Source organism: Daejeonella sp. (assembly GCF_030695525.1).
Taxonomy (GTDB): Bacteria; Bacteroidota; Bacteroidia; order Sphingobacteriales; family Sphingobacteriaceae; genus Daejeonella.
In genome coordinates this window covers 82,904-96,743 of sequence record NZ_JAUYSS010000068.1, presented here as the reverse complement: position 1 = coordinate 96,743, position 13,840 = coordinate 82,904, and the positions used below count along the sequence as shown (strand labels likewise).

Here is a 13,840-nt window from a genome sequence, read left to right as displayed (position 1 = left end):
AAAAGCATGAACACCTTTAAAAACATCAAAAACTGGTGAATAACGAATTCGCCCCCCGGCAATGGAGGGAGGAAAGGTTGAGAGGGGGCCTCTTATTTTGAAATTAGCTAGAATGTGAGTCTGTTAAACCTTTATCGAGATATTATGCCCGGTACAGAATTTAACCGGACAGCAATGATTCTCCACTCTCAATTCTCAACTAATTAAGAATTACTTACTCCTTATCGCCTCAACCGGATCAAGCCTTGAAGCATTGTATGCTGGTATAAACCCGGAGATTAACCCAATAGCTGTCGAAAGGCCGATCGTAAGAATAATCTTACCGATATCTACAACAATCTTCAGGTCAAAGAAAGTTTTAGATACGAATGCAAGAATAAAAACGATGATTAGGCCTATAAAGCCCCCCATCAGACATAAAAGGACTGATTCAATCAGGAACTGAAGCATAATAAAATAATTCTTAGCTCCCAGTGATTTCTGAATTCCGATTATATTGGTACGCTCCTTTACAGAAACAAACATGATATTGGCTATTCCAAATCCACCAACCAGAATTGAGAATCCTCCGATAAATGCTCCTGCAAAATCTATAATTCCGAAAAGCTGATCAAGCTGAGCGGTTAAAATGGTTGTTTTATTGAGTGAGAAATCGTCATCATCAGCAGGAGAAAGCCGGTGTATGGACCGCATGGTACCTTTCAATTCACTTTCAAGTTCATTAACAGAAATATTTTCCCTGCCTTTTACAGTAATTTGGGGACCATAGCGTTCATCTTCAACTTTTATTACACCCTTTGCAAAATTCAAAGGGATTAAAACGGTTTTATCAGCTGAGATTCCAAGCATATCTTCACCCTCTTCTGTAAAAACCCCTATGATGGTCACTTTTCTTCCAAATACCGTTATGACCTTTCCTATTGGATCCTGATTTGGGAATAGGCCATCAGCAATGGAATAGCCGATTATTGCTATAGGTCTTCCACTTTTTGATTCGGCATCCGTAAAATATCTTCCTGATTCAAAATCAAATTTCCATACTTTATAGTAATCATGAGATGCGGCAGCAATTTCAGCACCCTCAATACTATTATTTTTATACTTGATAGTACGATTTCCAACACTTATTTGAAAAGCAATTCCCTCGGCATTCATCAAACGTTCATTCAGCTTATCAAAATCACGTAGGCTGGGCTGAGGTCTGCTGATGTATTTCCACCATGGAAAATCGGGTCCACCAACCCAGGGCCATTTTTGAATATAGATAGTATTACTTCCCAACTTTTCGACACTGCTCTGAATATTGTTGCGAAGGGTATCAACTGCCGAAAAAACGCCTATAATAGTCATGATACCAATCGTTATTCCTAACAATGACAAGATTGTTCTAAGCTTATTCTGACGAAGTGCTTCATAAGCAAACAAGAAGCTCTCCTTTAAAAGTTTGAGAAATATCATATTCCAGTTTAGACCAAATTTAATTAAAAACGTTACAGCTCTGCTATGATTTTGTCAGATAATAAAATTTCATGGGGAAAACTACAAACTAAGCATTAAGATTTGTAGTTTTATTTTGCTAAATTTGCGCCCTTAAATCCATTATACATCATTATGAAATTATCGCAGTTCAAATTTGATTTACCTGATTCTTTAATCGCCCATAACCCTGTAGAAAATCGTGATGAAGCCCGTCTGATGGTCTTAGACAGGAAAACCGGAGCAATCGAACATAAAATATTTAAAGATGTTTTAGGGTATTTTGACGAGAAGGATGTGATGATCATAAATAATACTAAGGTATTTCCGGCTCGTTTATATGGAAATAAAGAAAAAACAGGTGCTACAATTGAAGTTTTTTTGCTTCGTGAATTAAACCGCGAATTACGCCTTTGGGATGTTTTAGTGGATCCAGCCCGTAAAATCAGAGTAGGTAATAAATTATATTTTGGCGATGATGATTTACTTGTTGCAGAAGTAGTAGATAATACCACCTCCCGGGGTAGAACAATCCGATTCTTATTCGATGGCACTGATGAAGAGTTTCGAAAAAATATCGAAATCCTTGGTGAAACACCTCTTCCAAAATACATCAAACGAAAGGCAACTCCCGAAGATAAAGAACGCTACCAGACAATTTTTGCGAAAAATGAAGGTGCTGTGGCGGCTCCAACTGCAGGTTTGCATTTCAGTCGCGAATTGATGAAACGTTTGGAACTGAAAGGAATAGATTTCGCAGAAGTTACATTGCATGTCGGGCTTGGAACCTTCAGGTCTGTGGAGGTCGAAGATTTGACCAAACACAAAATGGATTCTGAGCAATTCATCATCACACAAAAAGATGCTGACCTTGTTAATAAAGCGATATTCGAAAAACGTAAAGTATGTGCTGTTGGTACTACTTCAATGCGTGCTATAGAATCTGCAGTTTCTGCTGGAAGAGAATTAAAAGCGGCAAACGACTGGACAAGTAAGTTCATTTTCCCACCTTATGAGTTTAGTATTGCCAATTGCATGATCACAAACTTTCACACCCCTGAATCAACTTTATTGATGATGGTTGCAGCATTTGGAGGTTACGAACATGTAATGAAGGCCTATGAAGTGGCTGTAAAAGAGAAATATCGTTTCTATAGCTACGGCGATGCCATGCTGATCATCTAAGATTTTTTAAAACAGACCCCAAAGTAGAAAATTATTTAAATACTCAATTTGATTTTGAAAGGCTTTTCATATATTGAGTTGTGAAATACTTTGCAATCATAGTTGGTGGGGGTTCCGGTTCCAGGATGCTTTCGGAAATACCTAAACAGTTTATGCTGCTGAGAGGTCGTCCTGTTTTAATGCATACGATAGAAGCCTTCCACAAGTCTGATTATAATCCTGAAATTATTGTTGTGCTAAATGTAGATTTCCATCAATATTGGGAAAATCTTTGTGTACTGCATAATTTTTCTTTCCCACACCAACTCGTAAAGGGAGGTACTCATCGCTTTGATTCTGTTAAAAATGGGATAAAAGCTATAAAATCAAAAGCAATCATTGCAATCCATGATGCAGTAAGACCACTCTTAAGCAGCCAGCTCATTGATCGTTCCTTTCAGGAAGCCAGTTTATCAGGAAATGCTGTTACCGCAATAAAAAGCAGGGATTCTGTTAGGCAGCAAATCGGGAAGCATACCATTCCCCTTAATAGGGAAGAAATATATCTTATACAAACCCCTCAAACCTTTAGCTCCGATATTATTAAAAAGGCCTATAGACAGGAATTCCGAAATGAATTTACGGATGATGCTTCCGTAGCAGAACATTCAGGAATAAAGATTAATCTGATAGAAGGGGAATACAGAAATTTTAAAATCACCTTCCCTGAAGATATCAGGTTAGCTGAAATTTATTTGAACCCGGGTTTTTAAGTTGCGCCCATTCTTATCAGAACGGGCACAAACTTAAATACTGATTATATAGAGCCTCCCCTGATTACACGAAGTAATATCGCAACAATTGCGATTACCAAAAGCACATGAATAAGGTTACCTCCTATTGGAGAGACAAAAGCGCCGAAAATCCAAAGGATAATCAAAATAACCGCAATCAGATAAAGTAAATTTCCCATAGTTTTTATTTTTTAGTTAATAATTCGCAATTACTAACACCAAAACTGTACCATTTCTACAAACTCATAGTAATCCCGGTAAACTATACCAAAAATAAGTACAAAAAAAAGCCCTGAATTACAGGGCTACTTTACTTAATATTCATCTTCATTAAAGAAGAAATCATCTTTTGTGGGATAATCCGGCCAAATCTCTTCAATATTTTCATAGGGCTCACCATCGTCTTCCAGAGCCTGAAGATTTTCAATAACCTCGACTGGAGCTCCTGAACGAATTGCGTAATCAATAAGTTCATCTTTAGTGGCCGGCCATGGTGCGTCTTCCAAATGAGACGCTAATTCTAATGTCCAATACATATTTCTTAGAATTTGATTTATACTAATTTTTGCAAAAATATAATAATTTAAATAAGAATATCAATTATTTTCCAGTATGTAAATTATACACGAGGAATCCATTGATTTTCAGGCACATTGTTGTCGAAACACAATTTTCTTGAAAGCACAAAAAGATAATCACTCAGCCTGTTCAAATATATCACAACCTTATCATCAACAAAACTCTCAGACTTTAGTTGTACTATTATCCGCTCTGCCCTTCTGCATACACATCTCGAAATGTGGCAAAATGAAACGGCCTGACTTCCTCCGGGTAAAATAAAATGCTTAAGCTCAGGAAGTATCAAATTCATAGCATCAATCTCTTCCTCCAGCAAGCTAATATCTGATAAATGCAGATCAGGGATCTTCATCTTCGATTTCTCCGGGTCAGAAGCAAGGGAAGCACCGATTGTAAACAACCTGTCCTGAATTTCCTTCAATATGTCCTTATGAGCAGAATTAATTTCATGATCCCTGATCATACCTATGTATGAATTGAGCTCATCAACTGTGCCATAGCTCTCAATCCTCAGATCATACTTAGGAACACGGGTGCCACCAATCAGTGATGTAAGTCCCGCATCGCCTGTTTTTGTATAAATTTTCATTTGAATTCAATTGATAATTGACAGGCCTAATATAATGCACTAAATAGTCACAAGAAAGCTATATTAACATTATCCGGGCAAGAATTTATCAGGCAATAAAAGGCTTTAAATCAATACGGGTATGACTTATAACTTACAACTTACAAACCTATTGTATATTCTCAAAATCAGATCCTTTGCTTTCCATATCAGCCAATCGAGGAGATACCGATTTAACATTCGGATTTAAATAATCATTCTCAATTAATCCATCACGCATACGAACAATTCTGTGAGCGTGTTGCGCAATATCCTCTTCATGAGTTACAAGTATAATTGTATTCCCTTTGGAATGAATTTCTTCCAATAAGCCCATGATTTCGACCGAGGTTTTTGTATCCAGATTACCTGTGGGCTCATCAGCCAGAATGATAGAAGGGTTATTCACCAGTGCCCGGGCAACTGCCACCCGCTGTCGCTGACCACCGGAAAGTTCATTAGGTTTATGATGTACCCTGTTACCCAAACCTACGCTTTCCAAAGTTTTTTGAGCGCGATCTTCACGCTGTGCACGACCTACTCCTGCGTAAACCAATGGCAGGGCAACATTCTCGAGGGAAGATGAGCGGGGCAATAAATTAAAGGTTTGGAACACAAAGCCAATCTCCTTATTTCTTATCTCAGCAAGTTCACTATCACTCATCTCACTAACCTGATTGCCGTTTAATATATACGTGCCCTTGGTTGGGGTATCAAGACATCCCAGAATATTCATTAAAGTTGATTTACCTGAACCTGAAGGACCCATCAGGGCAACGAATTCACCTTTTTCAATGGTCAGACTCACTGATTTCAGGGCATGTATAGTTTCTGCACCGATAACATATTTTCTGCCGATATCTAATAGGGTAATAAGTGGATCTTTGGCCATGCTTTTCTTTTTAGACTATCGGTATAAACCATTTGTTACAGCTAGGCTTAAATTAGGGTTTATTAATTACTTTTGCCACCCTAAAGAATTTTCCATCCTGTTTTGGGGCATTTTTCAAGGCTTCCTCCCTGCTTATCTCATGTTTTACGAGGTCTTCACGAAGAACATTCACCTCATCACTCATATAAACCAGAGGGTCAACCCCTTCGGTATCAACCTCATTTAACTTATCCATGAATGTCAGAATTTTATTCATATCATCCAACAAGCCCTGCTTTTCATCCTCCTGCACTTCAAGTCTTGCAAGATGGGCAACTTTATCAATCATTTCCAGGTCTACTTTCATTCTTCTTTTTAATATTATTAAGATTGATCAAATAAATCTCTAAATAGATGTATTACACTGTTATGAATTTTTCAGAGAATCATGAATGATGTTATAAACTCTGTCCTTCAAATCTTCCACATCTGCCGCCCCCATTCCTTTTGTATCGATCGGGGCATGAACACAAATATCGCAAATACCTGGGGTACTTCCATGCTGTTTACCATCATCCCACATCAAACTCCAGTTATTTCGGATAGTCACAGGCAGAATAGACACCCCATTCTCAATAGCCAGTTTAAAGGGCCCGTTTTTGAAGGGTTGTAAGACGGGAGGATAGGATTCACTGATCATTCCTTCCGGAAAAATTACAAGATGTTTCCCTTCCTTTAAATTTTCATCTGCCTTTTTAAATGCTCTGAATGCTGACATTTTACTGTCCCGCTTTAGTGGTATATCAATCGTCCGGAAATATATCCCTGTAATAAAGTTCTTTAGGAGCTCTTCTTTTCCCATAAACACATAATTCCGTCGGGCAAGAAGAATAATAGCTGTAATATCAAGATTTGATGTATGATTAGCACAGATAATATAATTTTTTGTCCAGTCAATTTTTTCTTTATAGGTAAAACGAAAGATAAAACCTGAAAATACTGAGCTGATATAACTGAAATACCATCTCAATCTGTTCATTGCATGAAACTTTACCGGAGTGCGGGAAAAAAAATATATAGCCGGATAAAGAGTTGAAAAGACCAGTGCAAGCGAGATCTGAAAATAGTACAGATGAATACTTTTTAACAGCCTTTTCATTCGCTCAAAAATAGAAAATTCCATTGATGTTTTCAGGCTGGTTCTACTTATGAATCTGCACAGCCTTTTTCAGAAAATTTCCTTAATTTCGCGGCTTATGGAAACTGTTGTTAGTGGTATCCGCAGTACCGGTAAACTGCATTTGGGAAATTTCTATGGTGCTGTAAAAAACTTTGTTCAGATGCAGAATGAATATAATTGCTATTTTTTTATAGCTGATTATCATTCACTGACGACCCATCCTACCCCAGAAGACTTGCACGGTAATGTAAGACAGGTGCTGGTAGAGTACCTTGCTGCAGGAATTGATCCTGAGAAAGCAACCATTTATGTTCAATCGGATGTTCCGGAGATTGCAGAATTATACCTATATCTGAATATGAATGCCTATCTGGGCGAACTCGAGAGGAGCGCCTCATTTAAAGATAAAATTCGCGCACATCCAGACAACGTTAATGCAGGATTACTAACCTACCCTGTACTTATGGCTGCAGATATTCTTATCCATAAGGCAAGTAAAGTTCCTGTTGGAAAAGACCAGGAACAGCACCTCGAAATGTCAAGGACTTTCGGAAATCGTTTTAACCGGTTATATAAAACAGAATATTTTCCTGAACCTTTTGCATTTAATTTTGCTGAAAAGCTTGTTAAAGTTCCGGGCCTTGATGGGAAAGGAAAAATGGGCAAATCTGAAGGCGAGGGAAATGCTGTTTATTTATCCGATGAGCCTGAGGTGATCCGTAAAAAAGTGATGCGGAGCTTGAGTGACGCCGGGCCTACCGAAGAAAATCAACAGAAGCCGGAAGCAATTCAAAATCTGTTTGACCTGATGAAAATTGTTTCATCTGCCGATACCTATGATCATTTTGATTCCCTGTATAATCAGTGTTCGATACGATATGGTGATTTCAAAAAGCAGCTTGCAGAAGACATGATCCTTTCTACAGCACCAATTCGTGAGAGAATAAATGAAATTGCGAGGGACGAGACTTATTTAAGGGAAGTTGCCCGGTTTGGAGCAATAAAGGCTCGAGAAAGCGCCTCAAAAACAATTAGAGAGGTACGCCAGATCATAGGATTTAAAAGTTTTTAATTTAGCTTGATTAAAAAAACAATTTGTATTTTAAGACACGCTTTGCGGCCATCGCTTTGCACTTACCATATTTATCATGCACATAGCTATCGTTGGAAATATCGGAGCAGGTAAAACTACTCTGACAGAATTACTTGCCAAACATTTGAGTTATGAAGCGCAGTTCGAAGCGGTTGATAATAACCCTTATCTGGAAGATTTTTACAGTGATATGAAACGCTGGAGTTTTAATCTGCAGATCTATTTTTTAAATAGTCGTTTTCAGCAAATTCTCGAACTTCAAACTGAGAACCGCAACATCATTCAGGATCGTACAATTTATGAGGATGCCTATATTTTTGCAGAAAACCTGCACGATATGGGTTTAATGACCTCCCGGGATTATGAAAATTACCGGGCAATCTTCGATAATATTACCTCATTCATAAAACCACCCGATCTGCTGATTTACCTCAAAGCGTCTGTACCTACCCTGGTCAATAATATTCAGCGAAGAGGCCGGGAGTATGAAGCAGGGATCAGGCTTGATTACCTCTCAAAGTTAAATGAGAAATACAAAAAATGGATCGACTCCTACACTCAGGGCAAATTACTGATTCTGGACAAGGACAAACTGGATTTTGCAAATAAACCAGAGGATCTTGGCTTTGTTATTAATAGCATTGAGCGCGAAATAAACGGATTGTTTTAATCTGCTGAAAATAATATTTTGACCAATGAGGATACTCGGAGTCATCCCTGCCCGTTATGAATCCAGCCGCTTTCCCGGAAAGCCATTAATCGACATTGCAGGAAAAAGCATGATTCAGCGGGTCTATGAGCAATGTTTAAAATCATCCTCACTTAACAAAGTAATTGTTGCTACTGATGATCAAAGAATCGCGGATCACGTAAAATTATTTGGAGGAAATGTTGCCCTGACCTCCAATAAGCACCAAAGCGGCACTGACCGCTGTGCGGAAGTGGCAATTAACTACCCTGAGTTTGATGTTCTTGTTAATATTCAGGGGGATGAACCTATGATCGATCCACATCAAATTGATTTATTGTGTAAATGTTTTGAGAATCCGGAAACCCTGATCGCAACTTTAGTCAAGAAAATTAGCTCGAATGAAGAACTATTTAATGAGAATACACCAAAAGTAATCCTCAATAAAAATAAGGAGGCTGTACTTTTTAGCCGGACTACTATTCCCTTTCTGAGAGGCAGAGCTAAAGAGACCTGGATTGAACATTATACCTTTTATAAACACATTGGGATATACGCATTCCTCACTGAGACTTTAAAGGCTCTTACCAAACTACCCGTTTCAGTCCTGGAATCAGCAGAGGCACTCGAACAATTACGCTGGATAGAAAACGGATACCGAATTCAGGCAGCTATAACCGATAAAGAAATTCAGGCAATTGATACCCCTGAAGACCTGGAAAAATTACTCAAATTGATACAGCCCTGAATATTTATTTAAATTGCCGGGAGTTATAATTTAGCTTAATATGAAATACCTGGCAGCCATCTGTTTCCTTATGATCAGTCATTTTGCATTTGCACAACTGGAAAAACGTCTGGATTCGGTAATCAATAACAGTATTCAGCCAGGGGAACCTGGAATTGCATTGTATATTGAAACCAATGGGAAGCCTATATATAATAAAGGTTTTGGACTAACAGATACTGAAAGAAAAAAAAGCATAAGTTCAAAAACCAATTTTAGACTTGCTTCAGTTTCGAAACAATTTACTGCAATGTGTATTCTGTTACTTGAAAAGGACCAGAAACTTTCATTTGATGACCCTATTTCCAGATTTTTTCCCGAATTACCCACCGAACTTAGCAATAAAATCCTTTTGCGACATCTGATAACACACACTTCAGGAATACTTGATTATGAGGAAATTATGGATAATAAAAGCAGCAAACAACTATTAGACACCGATGTATTGGACATTTTAAAAACGCAAGATAAGACCTATTTCAATCCGGGTACTGAATTCAGGTATAGCAATTCTGCTTATGCACTGCTGGCATTAATCATAGAACGGATTTCCGGCAAATCCTTTCCTGAATTCATGAAAGAAAGTATTTTCAGGCCCCTTAAAATGAAAAATTCAATAGTTTATGAGTCTAATGTAAAGATACCATACCGGTCGATGGGTTTTGCAAGGGATAGTGACAAAAGACTCTATGCCAATGATCAAAGCTCCACCAGTGCAATTAAAGGCGATGGAGGGGTTTATTGCTCCATAAACGATTATAAAAAATGGACTCATGGGATTTGGAACAACAGCCTGGTCAATATGCCTTCTGTATTGCCACGACTTAATATTTCTATAAAAGAAGTAACAGGCAGCTATTATGGCCCAGGCTGGTTTTACTTTGATAAAGGCATTCCAGCCCTATTCCATTCGGGAAGTACCTGCGGTTTTAGTACCTATTCTATTAATATCCCCAACCAGAAAACGTCTATCGTTTATTTTTCGAATATTGCCGGCAATTCTGAGCCATTTAAAAAAATACTTGAGGTATTAAATGCAGAAGGAATCGGCAGTCCGGCAGAAATCTTTAGTTTACACCAGTTGACACGTTAAAGGAAAGAGGAAAGCATATAAAATGAAATTTACTGAAGTTGAATTCATCAGTTGCAATTTAAGTTTGGTCAAACTGGAAAGAACAGCATTTCGGAATGTAATATTTAAAGAATGTAAAATGTTAGGCCTTCATTTTGAAAACTGCAATGAGTTTGGGCTGGCATTTGCATTTGAAAATTGTCAGCTCAACCACTCTTCATTTTACAAGACAAAGATCAATAAAACGATTTTTAAAAACTCATCCCTGAAAGAAACAGATTTTACTGAATGTGATCTGACGAGTTCCGTTTTCGAAAATTGCGATTTGGCCGGAGCTACATTTGAGAACACGGTTCTTGCAAAAGCAGATTTTCGGTCTTCAATAAATTATTCCATTGATCCGGAAAACAACAGGATCAGAAAAGCAAAATTTTCAATATTGGGAATTTCAGGACTTTTAGATAAATATGATATTGATATAGAAACCGATACTTAAAAATCAATACCAAACATTCCAACCCTTCATTTATAATTTGAGTGTGCTATGTTTTTTACAAATCGACAACAATCTTTTAGTTAAACTTGCATTATAAACCATCTAAGAATACTGACTTTAAAACAGAGATGAACGAGGATTTTTTCAAACATATATTCAAAAAACAACAAGATGCGGATGCCGTTCCTTCGAATAAGGAGATTTCAAGATGGGCTCTGGAACTTATCAGACTGCTCTATCCTGAACAATCCAAACGATCGATTAATTCAGTTGATGAATTAAAGCAAGAGTTTCAAAGGCTGGAGACTGAACTATGCCATATGATGGAAGCCACAAAGGCTTGTATTAATTGTGATAATTCCAGACTGGCTAAAGACTTTTTTGCCCAGGTACCCGAATTATTCCGTGTATTGAACACCGATATTAAAGCCATTTTTGAAGGGGATCCGGCAGCCAAAAGCGAGTTTGAGGTAATCAGGGCATACCCTGGTTTTTATGCGATCTCCTTTTACAGACTGGCACATGCATTGTACAATCTTGGTGTTCCTTTATTACCAAGAATTTTCACTGAATATGCCCATTCAAAAACAGGAATTGATATTCATCCTGCCGCACAGATTGGTGAGTACTTTCATATTGATCATGGAACAGGTATTGTCATCGGAGAGACCTGTAAGATTGGAAAACACGTTAAAATTTATCAGGGAGTCACTCTTGGCGCACTTAGCGTTCATAAAAGCATGGCTAATACGAAAAGACACCCGACAATTGAAGACAGAGTGGTAGTCTATTCCGGCGCAACAATATTAGGAGGCGATACCGTTATAGGACATGATAGTATAATAGGAGGTAATGTTTGGTTAACCAAAAGTATACCTCCTGGTTCATCAGTTTATAACACCTCTGAGGTGGTGATATCCAACGAAAAAAGTATAAAAAAGCAATAAAATGGCGGGCATAATTGATCTGGTCGGAAATACTCCTCTGGTTGAAATTAAAAAACTGAATCCAAATCCAAAAGTTCAGATGTATGCGAAGCTTGAGGGCAATAATCCGGGAGGCAGTGTAAAAGACCGTGCAGCACTCAATATGATCAGAAGTGCACTTGAGCGCGGGGATATCAAAAAAGGATCCCGCCTAATTGAAGCCACAAGTGGTAATACAGGTATAGCACTGGCGATGATTGCCCGCTTATACGATCTGGAAATTGAGCTTGTAATGCCATCCAACTCAACCCGCGAGCGCACCTTAACGATGGAAGCTTTTGGAGCCCGGGTAACTTTACTCGAAGGAATAGAATTATGCCGCGACTATGCCGAAGAAAAAGCAGCAAAAGGTGAAAGCTATTTATTAAACCAATTTGCAAATCCCGATAATTCGCTTGCTCATTATAAAAGTACAGGGCCAGAACTATGGAATGATACGGGAAATGGAATTACACATTTTGTGAGTTCTATGGGTACAACCGGAACAATCATGGGTTGCTCGAGGTATCTCAAAGAAAAAAATCCTGAAATTCAGATCATAGGTTGTCAGCCTACTGAGGATTCATCCATTCCCGGAATACGCCGCTGGCCTGTTGAATACTTACCTAAAATTTTTGAGCCTGAACGTGTTGATCGCATCATGGATATTTCAGAAGCAGAGGCAACAGATATGGCCAGAAAACTTGCAAAAGTAGAAGGAATATTTGCCGGAATGAGTAGTGGCGGAGCAGCGTCCGCAGCTATAAGGCTGGCCTCAGAACTCGATGAAGGCCTGATCGTCTTTATAGCTTGCGATCGTGGTGACAGATATCTCAGCAGTACACTTTTCGGTTAAAATAAACAATAATTTTATGGCAAAGAACAAAACAGGTAAGATTATGTGGCATGATCTTACAGTAGAATCCTAAATCGGTATCAACCGGATTTACGGAAATCCCTGATCACTGCAATACTACAATGTTTTTCAATGATCTGATCAATGATTTCCTGAGTCTTATCCGGGTAGTCGACATCAATAATTCTATTTGATTCAATCCAGTTATTGATTACCATATCAAACCGGTCGTTTAAATTTCTGATGACCGGTACTCCCATTTGACTTAAAGCCGCTGCATTCAATTGCTGCTCATATTGATTTTTCATCGGAACAACCAGAAGCTTCTTCTTCATATATAATGCTTCTGCGGGTGTTTCAAAACCGGCACCACAAAGTATACCTTCAGAACTTGCCATACTCCTTATAAAACGCTCATTATGAATAGGCTGAACAGAAACATTCTTAGTCTTGTAGGGTTTATGGTTATGCTTGGAGAACACATCCCAATTAACGCTTTTAAACTTAGTAAGAGTAGCAATTAAACGAGAGTCATCATAAGCCGGCAAATAGACTGCATAATGTCCATGATTGTGAATTACCTCATCCCTCACCTGTTTTCTGATTACAGGGGTAAAAATATTTTCACCATAAGCTTTAAAATGAAAGCCATAATGAGCAGTATTGGGCGCATAATTTTTGAGGATCAGCCTTCCTACAACATCATTATTATCTGTTTTCGGCGCTTCATCAGCGAGTACTGCCGACTGATGACTTAAACCAATGCAGGGGACATTCCTGGCATAGCATGCCCAGGCAGAAATAGGCTCAAAATCATTGATCACAAGATCATAATCTTCAACAGGAAGTGAGTTAATCTCCTTTACAAGCTTTCCGATATTTGACTTTACGCATGTTTTCCAGATATCAACACCTCCAGACTTGCCAAAAATAAAACTCAGTCCTCTCATTTTATAGCTTAATTGATAAGGCAGAACAAGATCACCCTGAATACCACTAACCAGAATATCGACCTCTGCATGCTTCATGAGACATGGAATTACATCCATCGCCCTGCTCAAATGTCCATTTCCTGTGCCCTGAATAGCATACAGTATCCTCATTAATCCTGGTATTTTAAGTCTCTAAATTGCGAAAAAACTATGAGAAAGCCGTTGAGTGCTTTGACATTAGGAAGTATGATATTTTGTTTGAACATATCTTAAACTTAAA

Annotated in this window: 17 protein-coding genes; 9 read left to right on the top strand and 8 right to left on the bottom strand. The window is 38.2% G+C overall.

Annotated elements, in window-relative coordinates:
* Positions 1-210: 210 nt before the first annotated feature.
* Complete coding sequence (locus Q8S11_RS16220) at positions 211-1,458, bottom strand: ABC transporter permease (protein ID WP_305663173.1); 1,248 nt, start codon at positions 1,456-1,458, stop codon at positions 211-213.
* 153 nt (positions 1,459-1,611) lie between these two features.
* Between Q8S11_RS16220 and queA the strand changes: the two genes are divergently transcribed.
* Together queA and Q8S11_RS16210 are read left to right on the top strand one after the other, a co-directional pair.
* Positions 1,612-2,661 carry a tRNA preQ1(34) S-adenosylmethionine ribosyltransferase-isomerase QueA gene (gene queA, locus Q8S11_RS16215; RefSeq protein ID WP_305663172.1) on the top strand — a complete coding sequence of 350 codons (1,050 nt, stop codon included), beginning with the start codon at positions 1,612-1,614 and terminating at the stop codon, positions 2,659-2,661.
* Between the two features lie 80 nt (positions 2,662-2,741).
* A complete protein-coding gene (locus Q8S11_RS16210) occupies positions 2,742-3,413 on the top strand; it encodes a 2-C-methyl-D-erythritol 4-phosphate cytidylyltransferase (RefSeq protein WP_305663171.1) in 672 nt (223 codons plus the stop codon).
* Positions 3,414-3,457: 44 nt separating this feature from the next.
* Here the strand turns inward: Q8S11_RS16210 and Q8S11_RS16205 are convergent, their stop codons facing one another.
* From Q8S11_RS16205 to Q8S11_RS16180, 6 genes are all read right to left on the bottom strand, one after another.
* Positions 3,458-3,613 (bottom strand): lmo0937 family membrane protein, encoded by a 156-nt coding sequence (locus Q8S11_RS16205; RefSeq protein ID WP_305365420.1) that lies wholly within the window; start codon positions 3,611-3,613, stop codon positions 3,458-3,460.
* Positions 3,614-3,748: 135 nt separating this feature from the next.
* Positions 3,749-3,970, bottom strand: a complete 222-nt coding sequence (locus Q8S11_RS16200) for a DUF2795 domain-containing protein (RefSeq protein ID WP_002996718.1) — start codon at positions 3,968-3,970, stop codon at positions 3,749-3,751.
* Positions 3,971-4,053: 83 nt separating this feature from the next.
* Positions 4,054-4,602, bottom strand: coding sequence for a cob(I)yrinic acid a,c-diamide adenosyltransferase (locus Q8S11_RS16195; RefSeq protein ID WP_305663170.1), 549 nt, complete (start codon positions 4,600-4,602; stop codon positions 4,054-4,056).
* Positions 4,603-4,750: 148 nt separating this feature from the next.
* Positions 4,751-5,512: an ABC transporter ATP-binding protein gene (locus tag Q8S11_RS16190; RefSeq protein WP_305663169.1), complete on the bottom strand. Its 762-nt coding sequence runs from the start codon at positions 5,510-5,512 to the stop codon at positions 4,751-4,753.
* A 52-nt stretch (positions 5,513-5,564) separates the two neighbouring features.
* Positions 5,565-5,858 carry an Asp-tRNA(Asn)/Glu-tRNA(Gln) amidotransferase subunit GatC gene (gene gatC, locus Q8S11_RS16185; RefSeq protein ID WP_305663168.1) on the bottom strand — a complete coding sequence of 98 codons (294 nt, stop codon included), beginning with the start codon at positions 5,856-5,858 and terminating at the stop codon, positions 5,565-5,567.
* A 60-nt stretch (positions 5,859-5,918) separates the two neighbouring features.
* Positions 5,919-6,650 (bottom strand): 1-acyl-sn-glycerol-3-phosphate acyltransferase, encoded by a 732-nt coding sequence (locus Q8S11_RS16180; RefSeq protein ID WP_305663167.1) that lies wholly within the window; start codon positions 6,648-6,650, stop codon positions 5,919-5,921.
* A 97-nt stretch (positions 6,651-6,747) separates the two neighbouring features.
* Here Q8S11_RS16180 and trpS point away from each other — a divergent pair, with 97 nt between their 5' ends.
* From trpS to cysM, 7 genes are all read left to right on the top strand, one after another.
* On the top strand, positions 6,748-7,743 hold the full coding sequence (gene trpS, locus Q8S11_RS16175; protein ID WP_305663166.1) for a tryptophan--tRNA ligase: 996 nt from the start codon (positions 6,748-6,750) through the stop codon (positions 7,741-7,743).
* Between the two features lie 76 nt (positions 7,744-7,819).
* A complete protein-coding gene (locus Q8S11_RS16170; protein WP_305663165.1) occupies positions 7,820-8,434 on the top strand; it encodes a deoxynucleoside kinase in 615 nt (204 codons plus the stop codon).
* A 25-nt stretch (positions 8,435-8,459) separates the two neighbouring features.
* A complete protein-coding gene (kdsB, locus tag Q8S11_RS16165; RefSeq protein ID WP_305663164.1) occupies positions 8,460-9,200 on the top strand; it encodes a 3-deoxy-manno-octulosonate cytidylyltransferase in 741 nt (246 codons plus the stop codon).
* A 40-nt stretch (positions 9,201-9,240) separates the two neighbouring features.
* Complete coding sequence (locus Q8S11_RS16160; RefSeq protein ID WP_305663163.1) at positions 9,241-10,332, top strand: serine hydrolase; 1,092 nt, start codon at positions 9,241-9,243, stop codon at positions 10,330-10,332.
* A 22-nt stretch (positions 10,333-10,354) separates the two neighbouring features.
* A complete protein-coding gene (locus Q8S11_RS16155) occupies positions 10,355-10,807 on the top strand; it encodes a pentapeptide repeat-containing protein (protein ID WP_305663162.1) in 453 nt (150 codons plus the stop codon).
* A 128-nt stretch (positions 10,808-10,935) separates the two neighbouring features.
* Positions 10,936-11,754, top strand: a complete 819-nt coding sequence (gene epsC / locus Q8S11_RS16150; protein WP_305663161.1) for a serine O-acetyltransferase EpsC — start codon at positions 10,936-10,938, stop codon at positions 11,752-11,754.
* Position 11,755: 1 nt separating this feature from the next.
* Positions 11,756-12,628: a cysteine synthase CysM gene (cysM, locus tag Q8S11_RS16145; protein WP_305663160.1), complete on the top strand. Its 873-nt coding sequence runs from the start codon at positions 11,756-11,758 to the stop codon at positions 12,626-12,628.
* Between the two features lie 80 nt (positions 12,629-12,708).
* On the opposite strand, the gene Q8S11_RS16140 is transcribed toward cysM, so the two are convergent.
* Positions 12,709-13,731 carry a glycosyltransferase family protein gene (locus tag Q8S11_RS16140; protein WP_305663159.1) on the bottom strand — a complete coding sequence of 341 codons (1,023 nt, stop codon included), beginning with the start codon at positions 13,729-13,731 and terminating at the stop codon, positions 12,709-12,711.
* Between the last annotated feature and the right edge of the window lie 109 nt (positions 13,732-13,840).

Coding starts and splice junctions, on each gene's coding strand:
- kdsB (WP_305663164.1), top strand. CDS start 8,460: ATGAGGATACTCGGAGTCATCCCTGCCCGTTATGAATCCAGCCGCTTT.
- queA (WP_305663172.1), top strand. CDS start 1,612: ATGAAATTATCGCAGTTCAAATTTGATTTACCTGATTCTTTAATCGCC.
- Q8S11_RS16190 (WP_305663169.1), bottom strand. CDS start 5,512: ATGGCCAAAGATCCACTTATTACCCTATTAGATATCGGCAGAAAATAT.
- Q8S11_RS16170 (WP_305663165.1), top strand. CDS start 7,820: ATGCACATAGCTATCGTTGGAAATATCGGAGCAGGTAAAACTACTCTG.
- trpS (WP_305663166.1), top strand. CDS start 6,748: ATGGAAACTGTTGTTAGTGGTATCCGCAGTACCGGTAAACTGCATTTG.
- Q8S11_RS16220 (WP_305663173.1), bottom strand. CDS start 1,458: ATGATATTTCTCAAACTTTTAAAGGAGAGCTTCTTGTTTGCTTATGAA.
- cysM (WP_305663160.1), top strand. CDS start 11,756: ATGGCGGGCATAATTGATCTGGTCGGAAATACTCCTCTGGTTGAAATT.
- gatC (WP_305663168.1), bottom strand. CDS start 5,858: ATGAAAGTAGACCTGGAAATGATTGATAAAGTTGCCCATCTTGCAAGA.
- Q8S11_RS16200 (WP_002996718.1), bottom strand. CDS start 3,970: ATGTATTGGACATTAGAATTAGCGTCTCATTTGGAAGACGCACCATGG.
- Q8S11_RS16160 (WP_305663163.1), top strand. CDS start 9,241: ATGAAATACCTGGCAGCCATCTGTTTCCTTATGATCAGTCATTTTGCA.
- epsC (WP_305663161.1), top strand. CDS start 10,936: ATGAACGAGGATTTTTTCAAACATATATTCAAAAAACAACAAGATGCG.
- Q8S11_RS16205 (WP_305365420.1), bottom strand. CDS start 3,613: ATGGGAAATTTACTTTATCTGATTGCGGTTATTTTGATTATCCTTTGG.
- Q8S11_RS16140 (WP_305663159.1), bottom strand. CDS start 13,731: ATGAGGATACTGTATGCTATTCAGGGCACAGGAAATGGACATTTGAGC.
- Q8S11_RS16180 (WP_305663167.1), bottom strand. CDS start 6,650: ATGAAAAGGCTGTTAAAAAGTATTCATCTGTACTATTTTCAGATCTCG.
- Q8S11_RS16195 (WP_305663170.1), bottom strand. CDS start 4,602: ATGAAAATTTATACAAAAACAGGCGATGCGGGACTTACATCACTGATT.
- Q8S11_RS16155 (WP_305663162.1), top strand. CDS start 10,355: ATGAAATTTACTGAAGTTGAATTCATCAGTTGCAATTTAAGTTTGGTC.